The 25,867-nt window shown below is 70.2% G+C and carries 32 protein-coding genes; 14 read left to right on the plus strand and 18 right to left on the minus strand.

Annotated elements, in window-relative coordinates; genetic code table 11:
- Nucleotides 1-344, minus strand: a 344-nt coding sequence (locus tag A5673_RS15320) for a DUF222 domain-containing protein (RefSeq protein ID WP_156748259.1), incomplete at its 3' end; no start/stop codon positions are given.
- A 114-nt stretch (nt 345-458) separates the two neighbouring features.
- On the opposite strand from A5673_RS15320, the gene A5673_RS15325 reads away from it, so the two are divergent.
- Entirely contained in the window at nt 459-1,325 is an 867-nt protein-coding gene (locus A5673_RS15325) for a 3-hydroxyacyl-CoA dehydrogenase family protein (protein WP_068233795.1), read from the plus strand.
- Between the two features lie 19 nt (nt 1,326-1,344).
- Here A5673_RS15325 and A5673_RS15330 read toward each other — a convergent pair whose 3' ends face one another.
- Nucleotides 1,345-1,575, minus strand: coding sequence for a hypothetical protein (locus A5673_RS15330; RefSeq protein ID WP_156748261.1), 231 nt, complete (start codon nt 1,573-1,575; stop codon nt 1,345-1,347).
- A gap of 85 nt (nt 1,576-1,660) precedes the next feature.
- Nucleotides 1,661-3,082, minus strand: coding sequence for an NAD(P)/FAD-dependent oxidoreductase (locus A5673_RS15335; RefSeq protein ID WP_068233804.1), 1,422 nt, complete (start codon nt 3,080-3,082; stop codon nt 1,661-1,663).
- Nucleotides 3,083-3,195: 113 nt separating this feature from the next.
- On the opposite strand from A5673_RS15335, the gene A5673_RS15340 reads away from it, so the two are divergent.
- Nucleotides 3,196-3,795, plus strand: coding sequence for an HdeD family acid-resistance protein (locus tag A5673_RS15340; RefSeq protein ID WP_068233807.1), 600 nt, complete (start codon nt 3,196-3,198; stop codon nt 3,793-3,795).
- A 90-nt stretch (nt 3,796-3,885) separates the two neighbouring features.
- Here the strand turns inward: A5673_RS15340 and A5673_RS15345 are convergent, their stop codons facing one another.
- Entirely contained in the window at nt 3,886-4,362 is a 477-nt protein-coding gene (locus A5673_RS15345; RefSeq protein WP_068233809.1) for a YbaK/EbsC family protein, read from the minus strand.
- A gap of 1 nt (nt 4,363) precedes the next feature.
- Nucleotides 4,364-5,212, minus strand: coding sequence for an NAD(P)-dependent oxidoreductase (locus A5673_RS15350; protein WP_068233812.1), 849 nt, complete (start codon nt 5,210-5,212; stop codon nt 4,364-4,366).
- A gap of 254 nt (nt 5,213-5,466) precedes the next feature.
- Here A5673_RS15350 and A5673_RS15355 point away from each other — a divergent pair, with 254 nt between their 5' ends.
- Both A5673_RS15355 and rsrA read left to right on the plus strand, forming a co-directional pair.
- Nucleotides 5,467-6,129 carry a sigma-70 family RNA polymerase sigma factor gene (locus A5673_RS15355; RefSeq protein ID WP_068233815.1) on the plus strand — a complete coding sequence of 221 codons (663 nt, stop codon included), beginning with the start codon at nt 5,467-5,469 and terminating at the stop codon, nt 6,127-6,129.
- Nucleotides 6,126-6,428: a mycothiol system anti-sigma-R factor gene (gene rsrA / locus A5673_RS15360; protein ID WP_068233816.1), complete on the plus strand. Its 303-nt coding sequence runs from the start codon at nt 6,126-6,128 to the stop codon at nt 6,426-6,428. Before A5673_RS15355 ends, rsrA begins: the two co-directional genes overlap by 4 nt.
- Nucleotides 6,429-6,441: 13 nt before the next feature.
- Here rsrA and A5673_RS30630 read toward each other — a convergent pair whose 3' ends face one another.
- Nucleotides 6,442-6,516 carry a 50S ribosomal protein bL37 gene (locus tag A5673_RS30630; protein WP_085976515.1) on the minus strand — a complete coding sequence of 25 codons (75 nt, stop codon included), beginning with the start codon at nt 6,514-6,516 and terminating at the stop codon, nt 6,442-6,444.
- Nucleotides 6,517-6,674: 158 nt separating this feature from the next.
- On the opposite strand from A5673_RS30630, the gene A5673_RS15365 reads away from it, so the two are divergent.
- Nucleotides 6,675-6,890, plus strand: coding sequence for a biotin/lipoyl-binding carrier protein (locus tag A5673_RS15365; RefSeq protein WP_068233869.1), 216 nt, complete (start codon nt 6,675-6,677; stop codon nt 6,888-6,890).
- A 7-nt stretch (nt 6,891-6,897) separates the two neighbouring features.
- Nucleotides 6,898-8,400 (plus strand): sensor histidine kinase, encoded by a 1,503-nt coding sequence (locus A5673_RS15370; protein ID WP_068233818.1) that lies wholly within the window; start codon nt 6,898-6,900, stop codon nt 8,398-8,400.
- 64 nt (nt 8,401-8,464) lie between these two features.
- Here A5673_RS15370 and whiB1 read toward each other — a convergent pair whose 3' ends face one another.
- Together whiB1 and A5673_RS15380 are read right to left on the minus strand one after the other, a co-directional pair.
- A complete protein-coding gene (gene whiB1, locus A5673_RS15375; protein WP_066962223.1) occupies nt 8,465-8,719 on the minus strand; it encodes a transcriptional regulator WhiB1 in 255 nt (84 codons plus the stop codon).
- 269 nt (nt 8,720-8,988) lie between these two features.
- On the minus strand, nt 8,989-9,954 hold the full coding sequence (locus tag A5673_RS15380; protein ID WP_068233820.1) for a diacylglycerol kinase family protein: 966 nt from the start codon (nt 9,952-9,954) through the stop codon (nt 8,989-8,991).
- Nucleotides 9,955-10,023: 69 nt separating this feature from the next.
- On the opposite strand from A5673_RS15380, the gene A5673_RS15385 reads away from it, so the two are divergent.
- Entirely contained in the window at nt 10,024-10,458 is a 435-nt protein-coding gene (locus A5673_RS15385) for a hypothetical protein (RefSeq protein WP_068233823.1), read from the plus strand.
- Here A5673_RS15385 and A5673_RS15390 read toward each other — a convergent pair.
- The 3 genes from A5673_RS15390 to A5673_RS15400 are packed head-to-tail and all read right to left on the minus strand — an operon-like array spanning nt 10,410 to nt 12,612.
- Nucleotides 10,410-10,892: a GNAT family N-acetyltransferase gene (locus A5673_RS15390; protein WP_068233825.1), complete on the minus strand. Its 483-nt coding sequence runs from the start codon at nt 10,890-10,892 to the stop codon at nt 10,410-10,412. The two genes, A5673_RS15385 and A5673_RS15390, sit on opposite strands and share 49 nt — an antisense overlap.
- Nucleotides 10,889-12,004: an isochorismate synthase MenF gene (locus A5673_RS15395; protein WP_068233828.1), complete on the minus strand. Its 1,116-nt coding sequence runs from the start codon at nt 12,002-12,004 to the stop codon at nt 10,889-10,891. Before A5673_RS15395 ends, A5673_RS15390 begins: the two co-directional genes overlap by 4 nt.
- Complete coding sequence (locus A5673_RS15400; protein ID WP_068233831.1) at nt 12,001-12,612, minus strand: acid phosphatase; 612 nt, start codon at nt 12,610-12,612, stop codon at nt 12,001-12,003. Before A5673_RS15400 ends, A5673_RS15395 begins: the two co-directional genes overlap by 4 nt.
- Nucleotides 12,613-12,711: 99 nt before the next feature.
- Between A5673_RS15400 and A5673_RS15405 the strand changes: the two genes are divergently transcribed.
- Entirely contained in the window at nt 12,712-13,512 is an 801-nt protein-coding gene (locus A5673_RS15405; RefSeq protein ID WP_068233834.1) for a ParA family protein, read from the plus strand.
- 35 nt (nt 13,513-13,547) lie between these two features.
- On the opposite strand, the gene A5673_RS15410 is transcribed toward A5673_RS15405, so the two are convergent.
- Both A5673_RS15410 and A5673_RS15415 read right to left on the minus strand, forming a co-directional pair.
- Nucleotides 13,548-14,762, minus strand: a complete 1,215-nt coding sequence (locus A5673_RS15410) for a hypothetical protein (protein WP_068233837.1) — start codon at nt 14,760-14,762, stop codon at nt 13,548-13,550.
- A 15-nt stretch (nt 14,763-14,777) separates the two neighbouring features.
- Entirely contained in the window at nt 14,778-16,307 is a 1,530-nt protein-coding gene (locus A5673_RS15415; protein ID WP_068233840.1) for a DEAD/DEAH box helicase, read from the minus strand.
- Nucleotides 16,308-16,560: 253 nt separating this feature from the next.
- On the opposite strand from A5673_RS15415, the gene A5673_RS15420 reads away from it, so the two are divergent.
- Nucleotides 16,561-17,268, plus strand: a complete 708-nt coding sequence (locus A5673_RS15420) for a ferritin-like fold-containing protein (protein ID WP_068233843.1) — start codon at nt 16,561-16,563, stop codon at nt 17,266-17,268.
- Between the two features lie 3 nt (nt 17,269-17,271).
- Here the strand turns inward: A5673_RS15420 and A5673_RS15425 are convergent, their stop codons facing one another.
- On the minus strand, nt 17,272-17,988 hold the full coding sequence (locus A5673_RS15425; protein WP_068233846.1) for an MmpS family transport accessory protein: 717 nt from the start codon (nt 17,986-17,988) through the stop codon (nt 17,272-17,274).
- A 209-nt stretch (nt 17,989-18,197) separates the two neighbouring features.
- Here A5673_RS15425 and A5673_RS15430 point away from each other — a divergent pair, with 209 nt between their 5' ends.
- Nucleotides 18,198-18,470 (plus strand): DUF3107 domain-containing protein, encoded by a 273-nt coding sequence (locus tag A5673_RS15430; RefSeq protein WP_068233849.1) that lies wholly within the window; start codon nt 18,198-18,200, stop codon nt 18,468-18,470.
- On the opposite strand, the gene A5673_RS15435 is transcribed toward A5673_RS15430, so the two are convergent.
- Nucleotides 18,457-19,137, minus strand: a complete 681-nt coding sequence (locus A5673_RS15435; RefSeq protein WP_068233852.1) for a TetR/AcrR family transcriptional regulator — start codon at nt 19,135-19,137, stop codon at nt 18,457-18,459. The two genes, A5673_RS15430 and A5673_RS15435, sit on opposite strands and share 14 nt — an antisense overlap.
- A gap of 197 nt (nt 19,138-19,334) precedes the next feature.
- On the opposite strand from A5673_RS15435, the gene A5673_RS15440 reads away from it, so the two are divergent.
- From A5673_RS15440 to A5673_RS15450, 3 genes are all read left to right on the plus strand, one after another.
- Nucleotides 19,335-20,360 carry a DUF3152 domain-containing protein gene (locus A5673_RS15440; protein WP_082958761.1) on the plus strand — a complete coding sequence of 342 codons (1,026 nt, stop codon included), beginning with the start codon at nt 19,335-19,337 and terminating at the stop codon, nt 20,358-20,360.
- Between the two features lie 123 nt (nt 20,361-20,483).
- Complete coding sequence (moeZ, locus tag A5673_RS15445) at nt 20,484-21,686, plus strand: adenylyltransferase/sulfurtransferase MoeZ (RefSeq protein ID WP_369806487.1); 1,203 nt, start codon at nt 20,484-20,486, stop codon at nt 21,684-21,686.
- Between the two features lie 36 nt (nt 21,687-21,722).
- Nucleotides 21,723-22,577 (plus strand): TIGR02569 family protein, encoded by an 855-nt coding sequence (locus A5673_RS15450; protein WP_068233858.1) that lies wholly within the window; start codon nt 21,723-21,725, stop codon nt 22,575-22,577.
- 130 nt (nt 22,578-22,707) lie between these two features.
- On the opposite strand, the gene A5673_RS15455 is transcribed toward A5673_RS15450, so the two are convergent.
- Genes A5673_RS15455 through A5673_RS15465 form a run of 3 tightly spaced genes read right to left on the minus strand, consistent with a single transcriptional unit; the run spans nt 22,708 to nt 24,004 of the window.
- Complete coding sequence (locus tag A5673_RS15455; RefSeq protein ID WP_068233861.1) at nt 22,708-23,016, minus strand: MGMT family protein; 309 nt, start codon at nt 23,014-23,016, stop codon at nt 22,708-22,710.
- A 2-nt stretch (nt 23,017-23,018) separates the two neighbouring features.
- Nucleotides 23,019-23,801, minus strand: coding sequence for an alpha/beta fold hydrolase (locus A5673_RS15460; protein ID WP_068233863.1), 783 nt, complete (start codon nt 23,799-23,801; stop codon nt 23,019-23,021).
- A complete protein-coding gene (locus tag A5673_RS15465) occupies nt 23,798-24,004 on the minus strand; it encodes a hypothetical protein (protein WP_068233866.1) in 207 nt (68 codons plus the stop codon). Before A5673_RS15465 ends, A5673_RS15460 begins: the two co-directional genes overlap by 4 nt.
- Nucleotides 24,005-24,079: 75 nt before the next feature.
- Between A5673_RS15465 and A5673_RS15470 the strand changes: the two genes are divergently transcribed.
- Nucleotides 24,080-25,867: UvrD-helicase domain-containing protein (locus A5673_RS15470; RefSeq protein ID WP_156748264.1), on the plus strand; the 1,788-nt coding region annotated here is incomplete at its 3' end.

The following is a 25,867-nucleotide window of genomic DNA, read 5'->3' on the forward strand; positions in this document are numbered from 1 at the left end:
GCCAGCTTGGGTGCCAGCGGCTGGCCGGTCAGTGCCCGGCGCTCGCCGAGATCCTCGGCCTCATCGACGCGCCGGCCGGCCTCGGTCTTGGTTAGGCGCAGCCGGTCGGCCAGCGCCGAGCGCAGCGTGCCGCCCAGCTCGGCCTTGCTGGCCTGCGCCCCGAGCTGATTGATCAACGCGTGCCCCGGTGTGCGCAGCCGGCGCGCCACGCTTTCCAGGCGCTCGAGGGCTCGCAGCCGCTCCGGGGTGGTGAACACCTCAAACGACAAGGCGCACAGGCGTTCCACCTCGTGATCGAGCGCGCGAAAGACCTCCACGATCTCCTCACGACTGCTCGCGCCCATGCCCCAGACTCTACGAACCGCCACCGACACAAACGGCCGCGATGTGACCACTGAAACCACAGTGGCCCACGTGAAACAGATCCGTGCATCCAGGGGCGACTTTATGATGCGAGTGTGTCTGGCTCCTACACCTACACGTTCGAAGACATCCGCGACCGCCCGGTGGCGGTGATCGGGGCGGGAACGCTGGGCCGCCGCATCGCGGTGATGTTCGCCAGCCGCGGCGGCGCCGTGCGAATCCACGCGCGCCGCGCCGAACAGCTCGCTGCGGCAACGCACTACGTCGCCGAAACCCTGCCAAGGGTGCTGCAGCACAGGGGGTTTGGGGACGTCGGCACGGCCACCGCCGCCGAATCGCTCGACGAGGCGCTGGACGGCGCCTGGCTCGCCGTGGAATCCGTCCCGGAGAAGCTGGAGATCAAGATCCCGCTGTGGGGCCAGATCGACCGGGCGGCCCCGCCGGACACCATCTTCGCGACCAACTCGTCCTCGTTCCCGTCGCGCCTGATGGCCGAACACGTTCGGGACAAGACGCGGCTTTGCAACATGCACTTCTACATGCCGCCGGAGGTCAACGCCGTCGACCTGATGTCCGACGGGCACACCGACCGCGGGCTGCTCGACACACTGCTGACCGTGCTGCCCGAGTTCGGGGTGTTTCCTTTCGAGGCGCGCAAGGAATCGACGGGCTTCATCTTCAACCGGATTTGGGCGGCCATCAAACGCGAGTCGCTGGCGGTGGTCGCGGAGGGCGTGGCCCGGCCCGAGGACGTCGACGGCATGTTCAGGGTCAACTGGGGCGTGCCGGCCGGGCCGTTCCAGATGATGGACCTCGTCGGCCTCGATGTCGTGCTGGACATCGAAAACCATTACGCCGCAGAGTTTCCGCACCTACCCGAGAGCGTGCGCGAATTGCTGCAGAGCTATGTCGACGCCGGCAAGCTCGGCGTCAAGACCGGCGAGGGCTTCTACACGTATTGACCGCGTATTGACGTGGCGCTCAGTTGCTGAGCACCAGGCGCCACTGGCCCGCGGCCGCGCGGTCCGGGACGCACCAGAAGTTGTTCCAGTTCCCCGGCGTTGAGGCCTTTACGCCCGGGCCGGCGTCCTGACAGGCTTCCCGAGTGGGGTAGCTGCCCTCGGTCTGAATGGTGTCCGCCTGGCTGATCCCGACGCCGGTGGTCATCAACCCCGCGAGTGCCAGTACGCCGGCGGCGACAAATCGCTTCATGTCGATCCAATCCTCCTGTGGTGCTGCGTGTAACCACGCGGTAGTGCGAGTGTAGTCAGGTGACTACACTCGCGCAAGGACTTTGTTATGCCCGCCGGGCCAGGTCGGCGAGCGCGAGCTGGGCGGCGTTGGCGCCGCACATGCCGTGGGCGCCCGGCCCGGGCGGGGTGGCCGCCGAGCAGATGTACATGCCGGGCACGCCAAGGGCGTAGGGCGACAGCGTGATTCGTGGCCCGAAGGTCAGCTGGCGGATGTCCTTGGCGCCGGTCATGATGTCGCCCCCTACATAGTTGAGGTTGTAGGCGGCCATCTGCGTCGTCGAGCGAACGGATTGTCCGACAACGCGTTCGGCGAAACCGGGAGCGAACCGTTCGACCTGCGCGACGATCGCGTCAGTCGCGTCGCCGGCGTGCCCGTGGGGGACGTGCGCGTAGGTCCACACCGGATGCGTATTGCCCACGGAGCGTTGCGGATCGGCCAGGTACTGCTGACCCACCAGCACGAACGGCCGCTCGGGCATGCGCCCCGCATGGATCTCCCGCTCCGTCGCGGCCAGTTCGGAATACGTCCCGGCCAGGTGCACCGTGCCGGCCCGGCGCGCGTCCGGGTTGGTCCAGGGCACGCCGCCCTCGACGGCGAAGTCGACCTTGAAGGCGCCGGGGCCCCGGCGGAAGCTCGTGAAGGCGCGGGAAACGCGGCGCGGCAGGCGGTCTCCCAGGATCCGGGCGACCGCGCCCGGCGCCAGGTCGAACATCGTGACGTCCGCGGGTGGCAGCTGCGACGCCGCCTTGACCAAGACGCCGGTCTCGATCTTTCCGCCCAGGTCGGCCAGCAGCGCCACCATCGCGTTCGTGATCGACTGCGATCCCCCCTCGGCCACCGCCCAGCCGTTGCGGTGGCCCGCGGCGATGATGCCCATCCCGATCGCGGACGTCATCGGGAGGTGCAGGGGCCGGAAGGCATGGGCCGCAACGCCTCCGAACAGCGCCCGGCCCTCGTCGGTGCGGAAGAAGCGCGCGAACGTCGACCCGGGCAGCAAGGTGGGCGCGCCGAATCGGGCCAGCATCAGCGGATGATGCGGCAGCCGCAGCAGCGGTCCCATGATGTCGTCGCTCAGCGCGTCGAACCGGGCGGCCGAGTAGCCGAACGCCAGCCGCCACCGCGATCCGTCCCGTCCGAGGCCGGCCGCGGTCTCCTCCACCGAGCGGTGGAGCATGCCGGCGCCGCCGCCGTCGAGGGGATGGACGCAATCGATCTCCGGCCAACGCCAGGTCAGGCCGTAGCGCTCCAACTCGAAGCGGCCCAGGAACGGCGAGCCGACGGCCATCGGGTGGATCGCCGAGCAGTCGTCGTGCAGCAGGCCGGGGAGGATCGCCTCGGAGCTGCGGGCGCCGCCGCCCACCTCGTCGGCGGCCTCGAGCACGGTGACCTGCACGCCCCCGGCGGCCAGGCAGATGGCCGCGGCGAGCCCGTTGGGCCCGCCCCCCACCACCAGCGCGGTACTCATGGCACCATCCAACAGGAAATTTCCCTCGACGTTAGCCGCGGTACCCGCGCGCGATACCGAATTGTGTCGCTAGGGACAGTTACTTCGCGATTGAGATGGCCAATCATATTTGCATGACAAATCGCGAACAGACCGTATTTGAAGGTCCACTGCAGCAGCTTGCTCGCAGCGCGTGGCAGCTGCTTTTGCTCATCGGCGTCGCCGCGGTGGCGCTGGGTGTCATTATCCTGGTCTGGCCAGGAAAGACGCTGTTCGTAGCCGGTGTCCTGTTCGGCATCTACCTGGTGGTGTCCGGAATCGGATACATGTTTGCCGCGTTCGGCACCCATGCCGGTGTCGCGATGAGGGTGCTGACATTCATCACCGGTGTCGTGTCGCTGGTGTTGGGATTCTTCTGCTTCCGCGAAGAATTTGAGGCGGTCTGGCTGCTGGCCATCTGGATCGGCATCGGCTGGCTGTTCCGCGGCATGACGCTGCTCGCCGCGGCGCTGTCGTTCGACCACATGCCCGGCCGGGGCTGGCAGGCGCTGTCCGGCCTGATCATCGTGATCGGCGGCGCCGTCATGATCATTTCGCCGCTCCGCTCGATCGCGATCCTGGCCCTGGTCGCGGGCTGGTGGCTGATCGTCATCGGCGTGATGGACGTGGTCTCGGCGTTCCAGGTCCGCAGCAGGGCCAAACACGTCGCGGAGTCCGTCGGCGCCGCAGGCTGACGCCGCTCGGCGCGATTTCCCGGCCGCGAGCGTAACGCCGCTGCGAAAATCCCCTGCGACTTTCGCGGTGTCGTTACGCTCGCGCATCCCCTAAGCCTGAATGTCCGCGGTGACCGCTCCCGTCAGCCGGATCAGGTCCCGGGGTGACACCGCGACGTCCCAGCCGCGCCGGCCCGCGCTGCAGTAGACCCGCTCCCAGCCGAGCGCGCCGGCGTCGACGACGGTGGGTAGCGACCGGCGCTGCCCGAACGGCGAGATGGCGCCGACGACGTAACCGGTGGCCCGCTCGGCGGCCGCCGGCTCGGCCATGGCCGCCCTGGCGACCCCGAGCGCGGCGGCGGCCGCCTTCAGCGACAGCCGGGCCGGCGCCGGCAGCACCGCGACCGCCAGCCCGTCGGGCACCGCGATGACCAGCGTCTTGTAGATCTGGGCCGGCGCAATGCCGCCGGGAGTCAGTGCGTGCACCGCCTCGAGGCCGAACGACGATTCGCGCGGATCGTGGGAGAACTTGACGACCTCGTGCGGCACGCCGGCCTTGACCAGCGCCGCGATGGCCGGGGTAGCCAAGCTAGGGGCCGGTGTACCCCGGCGGGTTGACGCCGTCCACCCAGAAGTCCACGCCCAGCTTCGAACCGGGAATGCAGTCGTACACCGACAGGTCGGTGACGCCGGATTCCACCAGCACGTCCTCGCACAGCAGCGTGTTGCCGGTGTACTCGCGGGCGGGCTTGTTGAGGATGACGTAGGCAGCGTCGGAGTAGACCTCGGGCTTGCGGGCCCGGCCCATCGCCTCGTCGCCGCCGAGCAGGTTCTGCACCGCGGCCGTCGCCACCAAGGTGCGCGGCCACAAGGTGTTCGACGCGATGCCGGCCTCGCGCATCTCCTCGGCAATCCCCAACGCGCACAACGTCATGCCGAACTTGGCCATCATGTACGCGGTGGGCTTCAGCCACTGGCTGCCGAGCAGCACCGGCGGCGACAGCGTCAGGATGTGCGGGTTCTCGCGGCCCTTCAGGTGCGGGATGCAGGCCTGCGAGACGGCGTAGGTGCCGCGCACCTGAATGCCGTTCATCAGGTCGAACCGCTTCATCGGCACCTCGGTGACCGACCCCAGGTTGATCGCCGACGCGTTGTTGACGCAGATGTCGATGCCGCCGAATTGCTCGACGGTCTTGGCCACCGCCGATTCGACCGAGTCCGGGTCACGCACGTCCCCGACGATCGGCAGCGCCTGTCCGCCCGCCTCTTCGAGCTCCTTCGCCGCGGTGAACACGGTGCCCGGCAGCTTCGGGTGCGGCTCGGCGGTCTTGGCGATCAGCGCGATGTTGGCGCCGTCCTGGGCGGCGCGTTTGGCGATCGCCAGGCCGATACCGCGGCTGGCACCGGAGATGAACATGGTTTTGCCATTCAGGGACATGGCGTCACATTAACGCCACCACCGAACCGGCCGGATCCGGCCCGGGAAATAGCGGGCCGCCCAGCGCTGTTAAAGAAGTCGGTTTCTGATGCGGATGCGGCAGCCACCGGCAGACTAGGACCGACACTGTCGGGGGCAGCCTTTAGATTGGGAGGAGCAGTCTGGTGCCAACGGCGACGTGCCTGCTTGAGCGTCCGGCGGCGCCCCCGGCGCCGCCTGGCGACACCGCTGCAGAAGGGACCGTGTTAACCAAGATGGCCGATACCGACGGCGCTGGGCATTTAGAGGGTTCGGAGGGGTTCGAGGCTTCCGAACCGGCAACCGAGACCGACGAGGAACTCACCGCGCGTTTCGAGCGCGACGCGATTCCCCTGCTCGACCAGCTCTACGGCGGCGCGCTGCGCATGACGCGCAACCCGGCCGACGCGGAGGACCTGCTGCAGGAGACGATGGTCAAGGCCTACGCGGGATTCCGCTCGTTTCGGGCCGGCACCAACCTCAAGGCCTGGCTGTACCGGATCCTGACCAACACCTACATCAACAGCTACCGCAAGCGGCAGCGCCAACCGGCCGAGTACCCGACCGAGGAGATCACCGACTGGCAGCTGGCGTCCAACGCCGAACATTCCTCGACCGGGTTACGTTCGGCGGAGGTCGAGGCGCTCGAGTCGCTGCCCGACAACGAGATCAAAGAGGCGCTGCAGGCCTTGCCGGAGGAGTTCCGGATGGCCGTCTACTACGCCGACGTCGAGGGATTTCCCTACAAGGAAATCGCAGAGATCATGGATACGCCGATCGGGACGGTAATGTCACGGCTGCACCGTGGCAGACGTCAACTGCGTGGCCTGCTCGCCGACGTCGCCAAGGAGCGTGGTTTCACCCGCGGTCAGCAAGCGCACGAGGAGGTGTCGTCATGAGCGAGTCCGCCGGTCCCACCGACCCGCGCGCCGACGACAGCCACTCCCACGGCATCGGCTGCGCCGAGGTGATCGCCGAGGTATGGACCCTGCTCGACGGCGAGTGCACCCCCGAGGCCAAGGAGCGGCTGCGCCAGCACCTCGAGGCGTGCCCTGGCTGCTTCCAGCACTACGGGATCGAGGAGCGGCTCAAGGCCCTCATCGCGACGAAATGCACAGGCGAGAAGGCCCCCGAGGGCCTGAAGGAGCGCCTCCGGCTGGAGATCCGCCGGACCACCATCATCCGCAGAGGCGAGTAGCGCCTAATCGGGGCTAGGAATTGGGCCGCTTGCCGTGGTTGGCCTTGCTGTGCTTGCGGTCGCGCTTCTTCCGGCCACGCTTGGCCATGGTCATCCTCCGTGCTTGCTTCGTCAGAAACGGGCGCCGCGCGCCCGTTAGCTTGCCTCACATTCTCTCACGCCCCGCGTCCCGCGCTCGGAACCGGTCCTATGGTTCGATATACATGACCTTGACCAGCAGCCAGCATGCGGACGAGTGGGGTGAAGATGGCGGAGGATGTTCGCGCCGAGATCGTGGCCAGCGTGCTTGAGGTTGTTGTCAGCGAGGGCGACCAGATCGGCAAAGGCGACACCGTGGTGCTGCTGGAATCGATGAAGATGGAGATCCCGGTGCTCGCCGAGGTCGACGGCACGGTCAGCAAGGTGAGTGTGGCGGTGGGCGACGTCATCCAGGCGGGTGACCTCATCGCCGTGATCAGCTAAGGATTGGATGTCCACTCTCGGTGACCTGCTTGCCGAGCACACGATGCTGCCGGGCAACGCGGTGGACCACCTGCATGCCGTGGTGGGGGAGTGGCAGCTGCTCGCCGACCTGTCCTTCGCCGACTACCTGATGTGGGTGCGCCGCGACGACGGCGTGCTGGTGTGCGTGGCGCAGTGCCGCCCGAACACCGCGCCCACGGTTCTGCAGACCGATGCGGTGGGCACCGTCGTCGCCGCCGACCGGCTGCCGCTCGTCGACGAAACGTTCGAGCCGCTTGCCGCGCCGCGGGAAAGCGATGCGGGCCAACAACATTCGTGGCAGCTGCCCGGCCAGCACGTCGAGTCGTCCCCGGTGCGCTATGGCGGCCACGTGGTGGCGGTGGTGACCCGGCATCAGACCGCGGAAGCCGCCGACCGCACCCCCGGCCAGCTGGAGACCGCCTACCGCGACTGCGCCACCGATCTGGTGCACATGCTCGCGGAGGGCACCTTCCCCGACTCCGGCGACGTCGTCATGTCGCGCTCCACCCCGCGGGCGGGCGACGGCTTCCTCCGCCTCGACGTCGACGGCGTCGTCGCCTACGCCAGCCCCAACGCGTTGTCGGCCTACCACCGGATGGGCCTGACGTCGGAGCTGGAGGGCCACCATCTGGTCGACGTGACGCGGCCGCTGATCTCCGACCCGTTCGAGGCGCAGGAAGTGGCCGAGCACGTCCGGGACCTGCTGGCCGGCGGCCGCAGCATGCGGATGGAGGTCGACGCCGGCGGCGCCACGGTGCTGCTGCGAACGCTGCCGCTGGTGGTGCACGGCGCCAGCGCCGGGGCCGCGGTGCTGATCCGCGACATCACCGAGGTCAAGCGCCGCGACCGGGCGCTGATCTCCAAGGACGCCACCATCCGCGAGATCCACCACCGGGTGAAGAACAACCTGCAAACGGTGGCGGCGCTGCTGCGCCTGCAGGCGCGGCGCACCGCCAACGCCGAAGGGCGCGAGGCGCTGATCGAGTCGGTGCGTCGGGTGTCGTCGATCGCCTTGGTGCACGACGCGCTGTCGATGTCGGTGGACGAGCAGGTCAACCTCGACGAGGTCATCGACCGGATCCTGCCGATCATGAACGACGTGGCCTCGGTGGACCGGCCGATCCGGATCAACCGGGTCGGCGACCTCGGCGTGCTGGACTCCGACCGCGCGACGGCCCTGATCATGGTGATCACCGAACTCGTCCAGAACGCGATCGAGCACGCCTTCGATCCGGCGGCCCAGGAGGGCTCGGTGACCATTCGCGCCGAGCGCTCGGCCCGCTGGCTCGACGTCGTCGTGCACGACGACGGGCGGGGGCTGCCGGAGGGGTTCAGCCTGGAGAACTCCGACAGCCTCGGCCTGCAGATCGTGCGGACCCTGGTGTCGGCGGAGCTGGACGGCACGCTGGGGATGCGTCACGCCGCCGCCCGCGGCACCGACGTGGTGCTGCGGGTCCCGATCGGCCGCCGGACCCGGTTGCTGCTGTAGCTAGGTGCCGACGCAACAGTGCGGCCCCGACGATCGTCGGGGCCGCACTGTTAGCGATCTGGGGTCAGACTCCGCTGCGGGCCTTCGTCCTGGCGTTGCGACGCTTGAGAGCGCGCCGCTCGTCTTCGCTCATGCCCCCCCAGACGCCCGAGTCCTGGCCGGTGTTCAGCGCCCAGGAAAGACATTCCGTGGTCACCGAGCACCGATTGCAGACCAGTTTCGCGTCAGCGATCTGCGCGAGCGCCGGGCCGCTGTTCCCAACCGGGAAGAACAGCTCCGGGTCCTCGTCGCGACAGACCGCCTTGTGGCGCCAATCCATAAGTAGTTACTCCTCACTGAGTGCGCAGCAAGGCGCACGGCCAATTTTCTTCGCTGTTAACGCGTGCACAAGAAAAGGGTCCGCACCCCTACATAAATTTCTGCATGCAACCTTTCGATCGTTTCACAGGCTCAACAGATGTCAATAGTGTGAGTAAGCTCGTGGGCTATCTCACTTCAATGAGTTCTTAGTCGGGCCATAACACCGTTGTACTACACTGACGGGCCGCTTCTCGCGAACGATTTTTCGGGCCGCTTCGTTTGCCCAGTTCAGCGGCGGTTTTTGCCGGGGGGTGCGACGACCGGCAGCGCGTCGGGAACCGACCTGAACGTCATCGATTCGCGCAGGCCGAGGTAATCGCCGTCGAACTGGCTGGCGACCGGGCGTCCGGTGGCGGTCACCCGCACGCACGGGGCGTCGTCGTCGCGGATGAGCTGTTGGGGGCTGCCCTTGGGCCCCTTGCCGAGGAGCTGGCTGACGAGCCTCAGCGTGGGCATCACCCTCATCTCGGTGAGCGCGAAAAAGCCGAGGCCCGACTCGAAGCTGCAGTCCGGGTTGGTCACCAACGGCCGGCTGTTGCTGTAGGTCCACGGGCTGGTGTTGGAGACCCAGGCGAAGTGCACGCCGGGAACGGGATCGCGGCCGGCCAGCTCGACCGTCAGGGTGGGTTCGCGGCGCCGGAAGGCCAACGTGACGGGGATCGCCACGCGCCAATACCGCAACGCGTTGACCCTGACGCCTTTGTTGCGTTGGGCTTCCACCGCGGCGACGACCTCGGCGTCGACGCCCATCCCGGCGTTGATCACCGCCCACCGCTCGCCGCAGTCGATCAGGCTGATGCGGCGCCAGGCCGGGTGCCGGCGGTAGTCGTCGAGCAGCTGGATGAGCTGGTTGGTGGCGGCGACCGGATCCGGCGAAATGCCCAGCGACCGCGCCAGCACGTTCGCCGAGCCGCCGGGGACCACCGCCAGCGCGGGCACCTCCCGTGCCGGCGCCGCCCCGGGGCGGCCCAGCATCCCGTTGACCACCCCGCTGACCGTGCCGTCGCCGCCGTGCACGACGACCAGGTCGATCCCGTCGTCAACGGCCCGCTGGGCGAGTTCGGCCCCGTGCCCGCGATGGGTGGTGTGCTCGACGTTGAGCTGCAGGCGGCTCTTGAGTGCGTGGGCGAGCAGGTCGCGACCGGCTGGAGTGGTGGAGGTGGCTGTGGGGTTCACGATCAGCACGGCGCGCATGATGCACGAGCTTATGCGGGGCGGCTAAGGCCCCGCTTTGGGGCAAGCGGGCCTGGCTACGCTGGCGCTGTGCATCCCGCCCCCACCCCGTCGGTCGTGCGCGGCGCCGGGCTCCTCGTCGCGGTGCAGGGCGTGGCCGCCCTGGTCATGGCCGCGGCGCTGGTGGTCCGGGGCATCGCCGGCGCCGACCAGCGGCTGGTCAACGGCCTCGGTACGGCGCTGTGGTTCGCCCTGGTCGGCGGGGTGGTGCTCGCCGCCGGGCGCGCGCTGGTGATCGGCAAGCGGTGGGGCCGCGGCCTGGGGGTGTTCACCCAGCTGCTGTTGGCACCGGTCGCGTGGTATCTCGCGGTCGGATCGCACCGGCCGGCCTTCGGCATCCCGCTCGGCGTCCTGGCGGCCGCGGTGCTGGTCCTGCTGTTCAGCCCGCCGGCATTGCGCTGGGCCGCCGGCCGCGATCAGGGTGGTCCGGCCAGTTCGGCCAGCCGCGGGCCGGACAGCCGATAGGTGGTCCACTCGCGCTGCGGCGTGGCGCCGACGCCGTCGTACAGCGCGATCGCGTCGACGTTCCAGTTCAGCACCGCCCACGTCAACCGCGTGTAGCCGCGCTCGAGGCATTCGGAAGCCAACGCCGACAGCAGCGCGCGGGCCAGGCCGCGGCGACGAAAACCGGGCCGCACGAACAGGTCCTCGAGGTAGACGCCCGCGACACCGTCCCAGGTGGAGAAGTTGAGGAACCACAGCGCCATGGCGGCGATCTCGCCGTCGACGTCGGCGACGTGCCCGTGCACGGTCGGTGAATCACCGAAAAGCGCTGCGGAAATTTGTGTTTCGGTCACCGTGCATTGCTGCCCGGCGCGTTCGAATTCGGCCAGCGCGTGGATCATGCCGGTAATCGCGGCCGCGTCTGCCGGAATGGCGCGGCGGATGCTTTCCGTCATTGCCGGACTTCCAGCGCGTTGAGGATGGTGGCGAATTTCGTTGTGGTTTCCGCGACTTCGGCGTCGGGATCGGATTCGGCGACGATCCCCCCGCCGGCGCGGGCCAGGGCGGTGCGGCGGTCCGCCGACAGCTGCGCACACCGAATGGACACCACCCAGTGGCCGTCGCCGCCGGCGTCGCACCAGCCCACCGCGCCGGCATAGAAACCGCGGTCGCCCTCCAGCTCGGCGATGACCTCGGTGGCCGCCTTGGTCGGGACGCCGCCGACCGCCGGCGTGGGGTGCAGCGCCACGGCCAAATCGATTGCGGTCGTTGACCTCTCGCGGAGCCGGCCGCTGATGGGCGTGCAGAGGTGCCAGACCGCCGCGGTGCGGCTCAGTTGCGGTTCGGCGGCGATGGTCAGTTCGTCGCACAGCGGTTCCAGCGCGGCGCGCATGGTGTCGATGACCAGCCGATGCTCGTGGCGGTCCTTGGCCGAGGCGGCCAGCCTGGCGCCGTTGGCGGCGTCGACTTCGGGGTCGGCGGCGCGCGGGGCCGACCCGGCGAACGGCTGGCACATCACGCGGTCGCCGGTGCGCGCGACCAGAAGTTCCGGGCTGGCGCCCACCAGCGTCGCGCCCGCGTAGTCGTCGCCGGCGGCGGTCAGGTCGACGAGGTAGCCGTAGGCGGCCGGGTCGGCCGCGACGAGCCGGCGCAGGATGACGCGCGCGTCCAGGGGCGCGTCGGCCACGAGCTGCAGCGCGCGCGCCAGCACCACCTTGTGCAGCGGGTTGTCCGGTGCGGCGAGCGCCTCGCGCGCGCGGCCGATCCGGTCGCGGTAGTCGTCCGGCGGCGGCAGCGCGGCGCCGACGCGGACCGACGGCGGCGGGCCGGTGGGCCAATCGGGCAGACCGGCGAGGGACCGCAGGGCGTCCGGCACCATCAAGGCCGCGGGGCGGCTCACGTCGAAAGGCAACGCGCCCAACACGATTGGGGCCGCGCCCGAGCGCAGCGCGGCCTGCGCGGCGCCGATGTCGTGGTAGGCCGCGCGCACGCCGTCGGCGACGAGGGTTCCGCGTGGACCGCACAGCACGAACGGCGGTTCAGGGTTGAATTGCTCGGTGGCGCTCACCCGGGTGCGATCGCCTGCGGGTTGCCGGTCAGCCCGAGCGCGGCGAGCTGGCGCACACCGTGCTCGAACCCGCACACCGCGATCGAGCCGGCGAGCATCCAGAACCGGCTGCCCTCGACGAGCGGCAACTCGACCCAGCGCGTGATCACCGCGCGGGAAAAGTGGCTGTGGCCCACGAACACCACGTCGCGCGTGCCCATGTGCCCCAACGCGAATTCGACGGCCTTATCGGCGCGGTCGCTGACCTGCGCCACGCTCTCGCCGCCGGGGCAGCCGTGCGTCCACACCAGCCAGTCGGGGTCGGTTTCGCGGATCTGCGGGGTCGTCAGCCCCTCGTAGGCACCGTAATCCCATTCGGCCAGCAGCTCAGACACCTCGTCGATGGCCAGCCCGGCCAGCTTGGCCGTGGTCAGCGCCCGGATGCGTGGGCTGCTGATCACCAGCGGGTCGGCAAGGTTCAGTTCCCGCAGCACGCGGCCGGCGAGCTCGGCCTGGACCCGGCCGTGATCGGTGAGCTCGAGGTCCGTCCGACCCGTGTGCTGGCCCGACTTGGACCACGGCGTCTCACCGTGGCGCAGGAGGACGAGTCGGTGGTTGTAGATGCCCATGCCGACCGATTCTGCCGGACGGGCGCGCCCGAAGCGCTCGGCGTTCGAACATGCCAGGATGGGCACTGTGACCGCGGCAACAAGGAGGGGCGGGCGCTCGTGAGTAAGACCCGGGTACTGGCGGTGGCCAATCAGAAGGGCGGCGTGGCTAAGACGACGACGGTTGCGTCGCTGGGGGCGGCGATGGCGGACGAGGGTCAGCGGGTGCTGCTCGTCGACCTGGATCCGCAGGGTTGTTTGACCTTTTCGCTCGGCCAGGACCCCGACAAGCTGCCGGTGTCCGTGCACGAGGTCCTGCTCGGCGAGGTCGAACCGAACGCCGCGCTGGTCACGACGATGGAGGGAATGACGCTGCTGCCGGCCAACATCGACCTCGCGGGAGCCGAGGCGATGCTGCTGATGCGGGCCGGCCGCGAATACGCCCTGAAGCGCGCGCTGGCCAAGCTCGCCGACCAGTTCGACGTGGTCGTCATCGACTGCCCGCCGTCGCTGGGCGTGCTCACCCTCAACGGGCTGACCGCAGCCGACGAGGTCATCGTCCCGCTGCAATGCGAGACGCTCGCGCACCGCGGCGTCGGCCAGTTCCTGCGCACGGTCGCCGACGTCCAGCAGATCACCAACCCGGAGCTGCGGCTGCTGGGTGCCCTGCCGACGCTGTACGACGCCCGCACCACCCACACGCGCGACGTGCTGCTCGACGTCGCCGACCGCTACGAGATGCCGGTGCTCGCCCCGCCGATCCCGCGCACGGTGCGCTTCGCCGAGGCCAGCGCCTCCGGCTCGTCGGTGATGGCCGGCCGCAAGAACAAGGGCGCCGTCGCGTATGGCGAGCTGGCGAAGGCGTTGCTCAAGCACTGGAAGACCGGCAAGCCCTTGCCGACCTTCGCCGTCGAGGTCTAGCCCCACCGCGAGCTTTTGCGCGGTCGCCGGACCCGTCAGCCCAGGGCCACGACGGTGTCGCCGCGCTGCTCGAACACCCGCGATCCGGAAACCGTCGGGACGACCGCCGCGTCGCCGGGCGCCCGGTCCACCGGGATGTAGCGCTCGTTCGCGCCGGTGAGCGGGTCGTAGACCCCGATCGCGCCGGTGACCGGCACCAGCAGCCGACCGGCCATCATCGCGCCCGGCCCCAGCGGGGCCTTCGTCTCGCCCTTGGCGATCGTGTAGCGCAGGGTCATGTTGGTCGCGTCGAAGACCATCAGGGAATCGCCGGTCCACCAGGTCACCAGGTTGCCCGTCTGCGACACCGCCGCCGCGCCCGACGGCGCCCTGGGCAGCAGCGTGCTCGCCACCGTGGTGCCGGTGTCGTCGACCGCCTCGACCCGGGGTTGCGGTGACGGCAGGTACACCGCCGTGGTGTTCTCCCAGACGGCGAGCACCCGGGCCCCCGAATCGGCGGCGATCCCGGGTTCGGCGACGACGTGCTGCTGGGGTTCGTCGTCCTCCTTGCCGGGGCGCAACAGGACCAGCCGCAGGTCGGCCTGCTGCGCGCAGCTTTCCAGCACCGAGACCGCCGACGAGCTGGCCGCCGCCGAGATCAGCCGGCAGCCGGAGTGCAGCCCCCGCGCCGACGGTTTCACCCGGGCGTCGGTCTCGCCGTAGGCCAGCACCCGGACCATGTCGGAGCGCCACAGCTCCAGCCGCGTGTCGCCCGTCGACAACACCGTGGTGCCGTCGGAGGAAAGCCGCACGCTCGGGTCGGCGTAGCCGCTGCGGGTGGCCCCGCGCCGGCCCGTGGACCCGTCGAGGGTGCTGACCTGCCCGCAGCCGCGGTCGTCCCTGAAGACGGCGACGGCGTAGTGGTAGACCCAGGACACGCCGCACAGCGCGCTGTCGCGGGCGTAGCTCCAGCGGGACTGACCCGTGCCGGGGTCGCGCCCGTCGACCCGGCGGCCGTTCCCCGTGGCGACGGCGCCGCTGACCACCACGGGCGCGGTGGTTCCCGGGCTGCGCGCGGTCCACAGTTGCTTCAGGGTGGCCGGGACCTCCCGGGCAGGGGACGGGGCGGGCACCGGAATCGCGGCAGGGCGGCTGACCGTGGCCCGGGCGTCGCTGGTCCACCAGATCAGCGCCGCCCCCAGGGCGATGACGATGGCGATCGCCGCGGCGGCCAGGACGTCGCCCTTGGTCCGGCGTTCCGGTTTGACCATGCGGCGGCGGGGGCCTCAGTTCGTGGTGGCGGCGCTGGTTGTCGTCGTTTGCGACGCCGGCTTGCGGCGCCGGCGACGGCGGCGGGGGGTCCCGGCGCTGCTCGCGGGCGCACCGGAGGCCGTCTCGGTCGGCGTCTTCACGGCGGCTTCGCCGTTGGCGCCGGCCGGGTGCCCGGTGACAGGCTGGCCGCCGCGGGTGCGGCGGCGGGTGCCGGACCGCTTCCGGGCCGGCTTCTCCGGCGCCGGGCCGTCACTGGAAACCCTGCGCTCGGCGTCCCGGCGCTTGCCCGGCGATTTGCGCGGTTCGCCGACCGAGCCGCCGGCTTCGGCGGGGATGCCAAGCTCGGAGTACAGGTGCGGCGAGCTCGAGTAGGTCTCGGCCGGGTCGGGGGATTCCAGGCTCAGGGCCTTGTCGATCATCGTCCAGCGGGGCAGCTCGTCCCAGTCCACCAGGGTGACCGCGACGCCGGTCTTACCGGCGCGGCCGGTGCGGCCGATGCGGTGCACGTAGGCCTGCTCGTCCTCGGGGATCTGGTAGTTGATGACGTGGGTGACGTCGTCGATGTCGATGCCGCGGGCGGCGACGTCGGTGGCGACCAGCACGTCGACGTCGCCGGTGCGGAAGGCCTTCAGCGCCTTCTCGCGGGCGATCTGACCCAGGTCGCCGTGCACCGCTCCCACCTTGAAGCCCCGCTCGGCCAGCTCGTCGGCAACCTTCTGCGCGGTGCGCTTGGTGCGGGTGAAGATCATCGTCGCGCCGCGGCCCTCGGCCTGCAGCACGCGGCTCACCAGCTCGACCTTGTCCAGGGCGTGCGCGCGGTAGACGAACTGCTGCGTGGTGTCGTGCGTGGCCGCCGAGTGCGGCGCTTCCGCGCGGATGTGGGTGGGCTGGTTCATGAAGGTGCGGGCCAGCGTGATGATCGGGTCCGGCATGGTCGCCGAGAACAGCATCGACTGCCGTTCGGCGGGGATCTGGCGCAGGATCCGCTCGATGTCGGGCAAGAAGCCCAGGTCGAGCATCTCGTCAGCCTCGTCGAGCACCAGGGCCGACAGCCCGCCCAGTTGCAGGTGGCCCTGCTGGCACAGGTCGAGCAGCCGGCCGGGGGTGCCCACCACGACGTCGGCGCCGGCGCGCAGCGCGTCGATCTGCGGCTCGTAGGCGCGCCCGCCGTAGATGGAGACCACCGACAGCGCTCGGCCGTCCTCGGCGGTCAGGTACTTGGCGGCCGACGCCAGGTCCTCGGTCACCTGCAGGCACAGCTCGCGGGTGGGCACCACGATCAGCGCCCGCGGGGCGCCGTTCAGCGGCCGGTGCGCGGCGCCGTCGGTGATGCGCTGCAGTAGCGGCACGCCGAAGGCCAGGGTCTTGCCCATGCCGGTGCGGGCCTGGCCGATGACGTCGTCGCCGGCCAGCGCCATGGGCAGGGTCAGCTCTTGGATGGCAAAGGGGCTTTCGATCCCCTTTTCGGCCAGTGCGCGGACGATTTCGTCGCGAACGCCGAGTGTGGCAAAGGTCAGTTCAGTTGTGCTGTTCAGTGCGGTCATACGCGGGGGACAAGCCTTTCGGTGACGGTATCGGTGTTGTCGGTGTTTCTCTGTCGCGGTCACGCGCGCACGAGTTCCGACTCCGAATCCGTCGCCGAGTCGCGGCCCCGTAACGGTCTGGGCCAGCGGTGCACGCACATTTCGCCGGTACCGGCGGTTCGAGATTGAAGAATTCAGCCAATACCTGTGTCCATGATAGCTGGTCGAAAGCTGGCGCCCATTTTGTCCTCATCCCGCCGACTACAGTGTTGCCATGACCCCGCCCCTTTCCGGGTCGTCCCACGCCGACCAGCTGGACGATCCGCCCGCTTCTCGGCTGTCGGCAGATCACCCGGGTGTCAACGAGTTGTTCGCCGTGTTGGCCTACGGCGAGGTCGCCGCGTTCTACCGGCTCACCGACGAGGCGCGGATGGCGCCCGATCTGCGCGGACGGATCTCGATGGCCAGCATGGCCGCCGCCGAGATGCAGCACTACGAGCTGCTGCGCGACGCGCTGGAAAGCCGCGGCGTCGACGTGGTGGCGGCGATGTCGAAGTACGTCTCGGCGCTGGAGAACTACCACCGGCTGACGATGCCGAGCACGTGGTTGGAAGCCCTGGTGAAGACGTACGTAGGGGACGCGCTGGCCGCCGACCTCTATCTCGAGATCGCCGACGGGCTGCCCGACGAGGTCGCCGGCGTGGTGCGCGAGGCGCTGTCGGAGACCGGGCACTCGCAGTTCGTGGTCGCCGAGGTGCGCGCCGCCGTGACCGCCAGCGGCAAACAACGCAGCCGGCTGGCGCTGTGGTCCCGTCGCCTGTTCGGCGAGGCGATCACCCAGGCGCAGTACGTGCTGGCCGAGCACGACGAGCTGGTCGACCTGGTGGTGTCCGGGCCCGGCGGCCTGGGCCAGCTCACCGCGTTCTTCGACCGGCTGCAGCAGACGCACGACCGGCGGATGCGCGAACTCGGTTTGAGCTGACCCCTAGCGCCTGCAGGTGGCCACGGGGCCGTTGTTGGCCGACAGCGCCACCGGCTGGCCGGCGGCATTGACGACCGAGCAATTGAGCTGGCCGTAGAAGCTGGTCGCGACCACCGACACCGTCTGGACTCCCGGATTCAGGACGATCACCTTCTGCCACGGCAGCGACACGTTGAACTCGGAATGCGGGACGCCCCGGGCGTCGGTGTAGACGACGTTGACGAGGTCCAGCAGCTGTTTGGTCCCGGTCACGCTGTAGACCACGGTGCGCGGGTTCAGCGCGACCGGCGGCGGGGCGCCCGTCGGGAGCGGCGCGGCGGTCGGCGTCTGCGTTGGCACCAGGCCGGGTACCGGGCTCGGCGACGCGCTGGGCGGCGGCGTCACGGTGGTCACGGTCTCGGGCGGCAGCGGAGTCGGTGACGCGCTGGGCGGGGCGGTCGTTCTGGGCGCGGGGGCCGCGGACGTCAGCGGTGGCGGCATGGGCGGCCCGACGGTCGCCTTGGTCGACGCGCTGTCGCCGCTGTTGATGATGACGGCGGTCGCGATGGCGCCGACGGCCACCACGGCGCCGAGGATCGCGGCGGCCGGGCGCCAGCGGGTTTCGGCCGGCCAGCCGAGGTCGCCGTAGCCGTCCAGGACGTCGGTGTCGGCTCCGTCGTAGTCGTCGTCGGGGTAGTCCTGGATGGGGCCAGAGACTGGGCCGAGACGATCGGTGACCATGTGTCTGATGGTGCCGATGTTACCGATGTGAATTGGTGGTCCCGGGCCGTCCGCGGCATGTTGGCCGAGCTGGGAGCGAATCGTTATCTTCGGTCGGCCGCGTTTCGCTTACCGCGAACCGGGCCCCGGGGGGACATGTCGCGCCGGAGCGTCCATTAGCCTGCTGCTGACGCGTCTGCGAACTTCAACGCCAACGGGAAGGGGCCACCGTGGAGGTCAAGATCGGTATCACGGACAGTCCACGCGAGCTGGTCCTGTCCAGTACGCAGACGCAATCCGAAGTCGAAGAGCTTGTCGCGGCCGCGCTGCGCGACAGCTCGGGTCTGCTCAGCCTCAACGACGAGCGGGGACGCCGCTTTCTGATTCAGAGCTCCAAGATCGCCTATGTCGAAATCGGCGTCGCCGACGCCCGCCGGGTCGGTTTCGGGATCGGGGCCGAATCGGCCGCCAAACACGCCAGTAAGGCCGCTAAGGGCGAGTAAGCGGCACGTGGGATAGCCCGCCCCAGGCGAACGCGACGGTGCCGTCGACCGCGTCCGCCTTCGAGATCGGGCGGTCCGAGTCCAGCCAGTACCTGGCGCAGTCGACGCTGATGCCGACCAGCCCGACCGCGATCATGCGGGCGCGGTGTGGGTCCAGGCCGGAATCGGCGCTGATGAGGTCGAACACGGCGTCGATGCACGATTCGGTGGCCACCCGCACCTGCGCCGCCACCTCGGGCTCGGTGACGTAGTCGTTCTCGAAGATGAGCCGGTAACCCTGGCTGTCGTGCTCGATGAAGTCGAAGAACGCCTGCACCGCCGCGTGCAGCCGCCGCCGGTTGTCGGTGGTGGTGCGCAACGCCAGTTGCACGCCCGAGACCAGGTTTTCCACGTGCCGCGCAAGCACCGCCAGGTACAGCTCCAGCTTGCTCGAAAAGTGCTGGTACAGAACGGGTTTGCTGACCCCGGCGCGGTCGGCGATCTCGTCCATGCCGGCGGCGTGGTAGCCACGGTTGACGAAGACGTCGCTGGCCACGATCAGCAGTTGGCCGCGGCGCTCGTCGCGCGGCAGGCGGTTGCCGCGCCGGTTGGCGGGCACTACGGCGTCTCCCGGCCGGCGGTCGGCCGGCTTCACGGTGCGCCGTGCCGCCTTGGCGAGATCGCTCATCGAGTCCTCATCTGATCGTTGGCAACTGGCCGTCGGCCCGCCGGGGCCAGCCGCACGCGGCTAGTCGCAACGACATTACTACCCGTGACGCGATTTCGATTGCCATCGCGGTCGTCGGCGCTGGCAGAAGCGGTGTCGTGGGGCGGATTCGGGCGCGCCAAGGGGGGTCGCGATGCCGGTTGTGCAATCCTGGGGAAATGACGTCCCAGCGGCCCGTGCGTGGCACCGGTCGAGCCCCGGTGTTGCGCGACGAGTGGCGCGAACCGCTGCGGGCCCTGCGCGACCCGATCGCCCGGGACGCCGGACGGACCCGCGCCGACCGCGAGCGCCCGCGCCAGTGGCGTAAGCAGACGTGGTTGGGACGGTTCGTGTCCACCTATGGCTGGCGCGCGTACGCCCTGCCCGCGCTGGTGGTGCTTACCGGGCTGGTGATCTACCAGACCGTCACCGGCACGAGCGCACCGAAACCGACAGCGGCGCAATCGATTCAGGGCACCCCGGACATCGGCGCGGTGGGCACGTCGATCATCGACGCACCGCCTCGCGGGCTGGCCGCGTTCGACGCGAACCTGCCGGCCGGGACGCTGCCCGACGGCGGCCCGTTCACCGAGGCGGGCGACAAGACGTGGCACGTCGTGCCGGGCGTGACGCCGCAGATCGGTCAGGGCACCGCGAAGGTTGTCCACTACACCGTCGAGGTCGAAAACGGCATCGACGCCACCATGTTCGGCGGTGATGAGGCCTTCGCCCAGATGGTCGAGCAGACGCTGGGCAACCCCAAGGGCTGGACGCACAACCCGCAATTCGCCTTCGTGCGCATCGACAACGGCAAGCCCGACTTCCGCATCTCGCTCGTGTCGCCGGTCACGGTGCGCGGCGGGTGTGGCTACGAATTCCGCCTGGAGACGTCCTGCTACAACCCGGTGTACGGGCCCAACCGGGAGGCGCGGGTCTTCATCAACGAGGCGCGCTGGGTGCGCGGGGCGGTGCCGTTCGAGGGCGACGTCGGCTCGTATCGGCAGTACGTGATCAACCACGAGGTCGGCCACGCCATCGGGTATGTGCGGCACGAGCCCTGCGAGCAGCAGGGCGGGCTGGCGCCGGTGATGATGCAGCAGACGTTCTCCACGTCGAACGACGACGCCGCCAAGTTCGACTCCGACGTCGTCAAGGCCGACGGCAAGACCTGCCGCTTCAACCCCTGGCCGTACCCGATCGCCTGACCAGTCTGGATCCGCCGAGACTGCGCTCAGCGCGTGGATCGGCGGCGAAATGGCGATCTGGTTTCAGGGTCGGCGGCGTAGTTTCGATCTCGAGCCCGACAAAAGCTATCGAGGAGATGTTCGGTGTCGACATCGCAGACGCCACTGCCGCCGCTGGTCGAGCCCGCGGCCGAGCTGAGTCGCGATGAGGTGGCCCGCTACAGCCGCCACCTGATCATTCCCGACCTGGGTGTCGACGGTCAGAAGCGGCTGAAAAACGCTCGCGTGCTGGTGATCGGCGCCGGCGGCCTCGGCGCGCCGACGCTGCTGTACCTGGCCGCGGCCGGGGTCGGCACCATCGGCATCGTCGACTTCGACGTGGTCGACGAGTCCAACCTGCAGCGCCAGATCATCCACGGCACCGCCGACGTCGGGCGGCCCAAGGCCCAGTCCGCGCGCGACTCAATCGCGGCCATCAACCCCCTGGTCGAGGTGCGATTGCACGAGTTACGGCTGGCGCCGCACAACGCCGTCGAACTGTTCGGCCAATACGACCTGATCGTCGACGGCACCGACAACTTCGCCACCCGCTATCTGGTCAACGACGCCGCCGTGCTGGCCGGCAGGCCGTACGTGTGGGGGTCGATCTACCGCTTCGAGGGCCAGGTGTCGGTGTTCTGGGAGGACGCGCCGGCCGATGAGGGCGGCAATAAACGCGGCCTGAACTATCGCGACCTCTACCCCGAGCCGCCGCCGCCCGGCACGGCGCCGTCCTGCGCCGAGGGCGGGGTGCTGGGCGTCATCTGCGCCTCCATCGCGTCGGTGATGAGCACCGAGGCGATCAAGCTGATCACCGGGATCGGCGAATCGCTGCTGGGCCGGCTGATGATCTACGACGCGCTCGAGATGAGCTACCGCACCATCGAGGTCCGCAAGGACCCCGCCGCGCCACCGATCACCGGGCTCATCGATTACGACGACTTCTGCGGCGTGGTGTCCGCGGAAGGTGCTGCCGCCGCCGCCGATTCCACCATCACCCCGGCCGAGCTGCGCGAGTTGCTGGATTCGGGCACGAAGCTCGCCCTGATCGACGTGCGCGAGCAGGTGGAGTGGGACATCAATCACCTCGACGGCGCCCTGCTGATCCCGCAGTCGTCGCTTCGCTCCGGTGCGGGGCTGGCGCGGCTGCCCCACGACCGCAGGGCGGTGCTGTACTGCAAGACCGGCGTGCGCTCGGCCGAGGCGCTGGCCGTGGTGCGCAAGGCCGGGTTCTCCGACGCGGTCCACTTGCAGGGCGGCATCGTGGCGTGGGCGCAGCAGGTGCAGCCCGACATGGTCATGTACTGACCCGAGACCGCTGGTCGGCTCGTCTACGCTACCGGTGTGACAGTCGAGCCACCGCCGGAGCATGTGCTGGCGGCGTTTGGTTTGACCGGCGTCAAGCCCGTCCCGTTGGGCGCCAGCTGGGAGGGCGGCTGGCGGTGCGGCGAGGTGGTGCTGTCGATCGTCGCCGACCACGCCCGCGCGGCCTGGTCGGCGCGGGTGCGGGAGACGTTGTTCGTGGACGGCGTCCGGCTGGCCCGGCCGGTCCGCTCCACCGACGGGCGGTACGTGGTGTCCGGGTGGCGGGCCGACACGTTCGTCGCCGGCACGCCGGAACCCAGGCATGACGAGGTGGTGTCGGCGGCGGTCCGGCTGCACGAGGCGACCGGCAAACTGGAACGCCCCCGATTCCTCACCCAGGGGCCCACCGCGCCCTGGTCGGACGTCGACGTGTTCATCGCTGCCGACCGCGCCGCGTGGGAGGAGCGGCCGCTGGCGTCCGTGCCGCCCGGCGCGCGCGCCGCCCCGCCGTCGGCGGACGCCGAGCGATCCGTCGAGCTGATCAACCAGCTGGCCACCCTGCGCAGGCCGACCAAGAGCCCCAACCAGCTGGTGCACGGAGACCTTTACGGCACAGTGCTTTTCATCGGTACCGCCGCGCCGGGGATCACCGACATCACGCCCTACTGGCGGCCGGCGTCGTGGGCCGCGGGCGTCGTCGTCGTCGACGCCCTGTCCTGGGGCGAGGCCGACGACGGGCTCATCGAACGGTGGAACGCGCTGCCCGAATGGCCGCAGATGCTGTTGCGCGCGTTGATGTTTCGCCTTGCGGTGCACGCGCTGCATCCGCGGTCGACCGCCGAGGCGTTTCCGGGCCTGGCCCGCACCGCGGCCCTGGTCCGGTTGGTGCTCTAGCCTTAGCCACACTGAGTGTGTGTGAGGGGCGGTAGATCCGCGAAATCTGCACCGTGGACTCACACTCAAAGCCGTGGGTGCACCCTGGACTCAGCGAAAGTTTGCCCGGCGAGATCACCGGCGCGGTGCTCTAACCGCCGGCCGGAAACTTGTAGCGCACCTCGTCCAGCGCGATCCTGCCGTCGACGGCCAGCACCCCCTCGGCGCGCAGCAACTCCAGCTGCTTCGACGTCAGGTGCCGCGCGGGGCGCCCGGACGCGGTGATCACCCGGTGCCAGGGCAGATCCGACGAGTCGGTCCGCATGATCCATCCGACGGTGCGCGGGCTGGAAAGCCCTGCGACAGAAGCGATGTCACCGTAGGTGGCGACCCGGCCGGACGGTATCGCCGCGACCAGCGAACGCACCCGCTCGACCTGCTCATCGGTCACCGGCGCCACGGTCAGCGGTCTTCCAGCAGCCCGCGGATCAGCGCGGCGGTTTCGGTGGGCTTGGCGTGCGGCACCATGTGATTGCAGTCGAAATCCAACAACTCGAAATCGGACCCCAGCCGTTGCCGCAGCGCCTCGATCAGTTGCTCGCTCACGTACGGCGGTGAGGTCTGCTTGGCCCGGACCAGGATCGTGGTCGTCCCGGCCGGCGGCAGCACGACGTCGCGGGCCAATTCGCTCCAATACGACATCATCGCCGGCAGGCTGACCCGCCAGCCGTACCGCCCGTTGGGAAACTCGACCAGGTGCTCGTCGATCTCGGACGCCAGCAGCGCCGGGTCCACGTCGGCCCAGGAGCCGGTGGCCTTTTCCAGGCGGGCTTCCTCGGCGTCGGGATAGTCGGGGGAGGACAGCATCGCCTCGGCGATCTGGCGCATCCAGCCGCCATCCAGGCCGACGGCCGGATCGAGCAGCAGCAGCGCCGCCACCCGGTCCGGGCGGGCCGCGGCCAGGTGCAGCGCCAAGCCTCCGCCGAACGAGTGGCCGACCACCAGCACCGGTGCGTCGGCGTCGTCGAGCAGCCCGGACAGCGCCGAGACGTTGGCGTCGATGCTCCACGGCGCGGCCCACGACGACCGGCCGTGGCCGAGTAAATCCGGTGCGGCGACGGCGATCTGGGGCAGGTGGCCGGCCAGGTGCCGCCAACGACCCCCGTAACCTGTCAGCCCGTGAATGGCGAGCATCCGCGCCGGGCCGGCCGGGCCGTAGCGGTGCACGTGCAGCTCGGCGCTCACCCGGCGGTGTCGTCCCAATCGTCGTCGGCGGGAACGATGAACGCCTGCTCGATGACATCGGCTTCGTTGGCGTCGCGATCGGTGGCGTCGTCCAGGTATTCGGTATCCAGGCCGGCATCGTTCTCGGGGTCGAGAGCCTGCTGCTGTTCCGCGGCGTCCGCTTCGGGCACTACGTCGTCGGGGCCGCCAAAATCGGAGCCCATCCAATCCCTCCTTGCCTAGGGGGCGTTCGGTTCCTTCGGTCCAATCTTGTCAGACCCTCGTGATTGCATGCAGCCATGCCATTCATCTGGGACGACGAGGCTCGTGCCGCGCTGGCACCCGGCCTGCGCGGGCGGATGCGTGTCCTGGGGGGACCGGGCACCGGCAAGAGCAGCCTGCTGATCGACGCCGCGGTCGACCGGATCGGCGCGGGCACCGAGCCGGAATCGGTTCTGCTGCTTACGGGTTCCGGCCGCATGGAGGTGCGCGCGCGCAGCGCGTTGACGACGGCGTTGCTGCGGTCGGGGTCCACCGGTGCGGTGCGCGAGCCGCTGGTGCGCACCGTGCACAGCTACGCGTACGCGGTGTTGCGGCGGGCCGCCGAGCGCGCGGGTGACGCGCCCCCTCGACTGGTCACCAGCGCCGAACAGGACGCCATCATCCGGGAACTACTGGCCGGAGACCTGGCCGACGGTCCGCGCGCGGCCAGCGCCTGGCCGGCCCACCTGCGGCCCGCGCTGGCCACCGCCGGCTTCGCCGCCGAGCTGCGAAACCTGTTGGCGCGCTGTGCCGAACGCGGGGTCGACCCGCACGAACTGGAGCGGCTGGGCCGACGGTGCCGGCGTCCCGAATGGACGGCGGCCGGCCAATTCGCGCGTCAATACGAGCAGGTGATGTTGCTGCGGGCGGCGGTCGGGACGGCGGCGCCGCAGGCCACGACGCCGGCGCTGGGCGCCGCTGAGCTGGTGGGCGCCGCGCTGGAGGCCTTCGCGGTCGACCCGGAATTGCTGGCGGCCGAACGCGCCCGCGTCCGCCTCTTGCTGGTCGACGACGCGCAGCAGCTCGACCCGCAGGCGGCCGCCCTGGTTCGGGCGCTGGCGGCGGGCACGGAGGTGACGCTGGTCGCCGGCGATCCGAACCAGGCGGTGTTCGGCTTCCGCGGCGGCCAGGCGTCGGGGCTACTGACCGACGATTCGCCGGCGGTGACGCTGACCGTGTCGCATCGCTGCGCGCCGGCCGTGGCGTGCGCCGTCAGCGGCATCGCGGGCCGGCTGCCCGGGGCCGGCGCCGGCCGGCGCATCGACGGCACCGGCGCCCACGACGGATCCGTCACGGCGCGCCTGGCCGCCTCGGCGCACGCCGAGGCGGCCCTGATCGCCGACGCGTTGCGGCGCGCCCACCTGATCGACGGGGTGCCGTGGTCCCAGATGGCGGTGATCGTCCGGTCGGTGCCACGGGCCGGAGCGCGGCTGCCGCGCGCGCTGGCCGCCGCCGGCGTCCCGGTGGCCGCACCCCCGGCGAGCGGACCCCTGTCCGCCGAACCCGCGGTCCGGGCGCTGCTCACCGTGCTGGCGGCCGTCGCCGACGGGCTCGACGGCGAACGGGCCGTGGCGCTGCTGACCGGTCCGATCGGCCGCGTCGATCCGGTGTCGCTGCGCCAGCTGCGCCGAACGCTGCAGCGCGCCAACCCCGATCGCGCGCCGGAGGATTTCGCCGGCCTGCTCGTTGAGGCCCTGCAGGCCGAGGCGCCCTGCCCCGGGCCGCAGTCGCGAGCCCTGCGGCGTGTGCGCGCCGTGCTGGACGCGGCCGCGAGGTGTGACCGCGACGGCCAAGACCCGCGCTACACCCTGTGGGCCGCCTGGCACCGGTCCGGCCTGCAGCGCCGCTGGCTGTCGGCCGGCGAGCGCGGCGGCCCCGCCGGCGCCCAGGCCACCCGGGACCTCGAGGCGGTGACGGCCCTGTTCGACATCACCGATCACTACGTGTCCCGCACGCCCGGCGCGTCGCTGCGCGGGCTCATCGAGCACGTCGCGGCGCTGCAGCTGCCCGGTGCCGGCGCCGAGCCGGCGTGCCAGGTCGAGCAG

This window comes from Mycobacterium sp. E3198 (genome assembly GCF_001667015.1).
In the GTDB taxonomy this organism is placed as follows: Bacteria; Actinomycetota; Actinomycetes; order Mycobacteriales; family Mycobacteriaceae; genus Mycobacterium.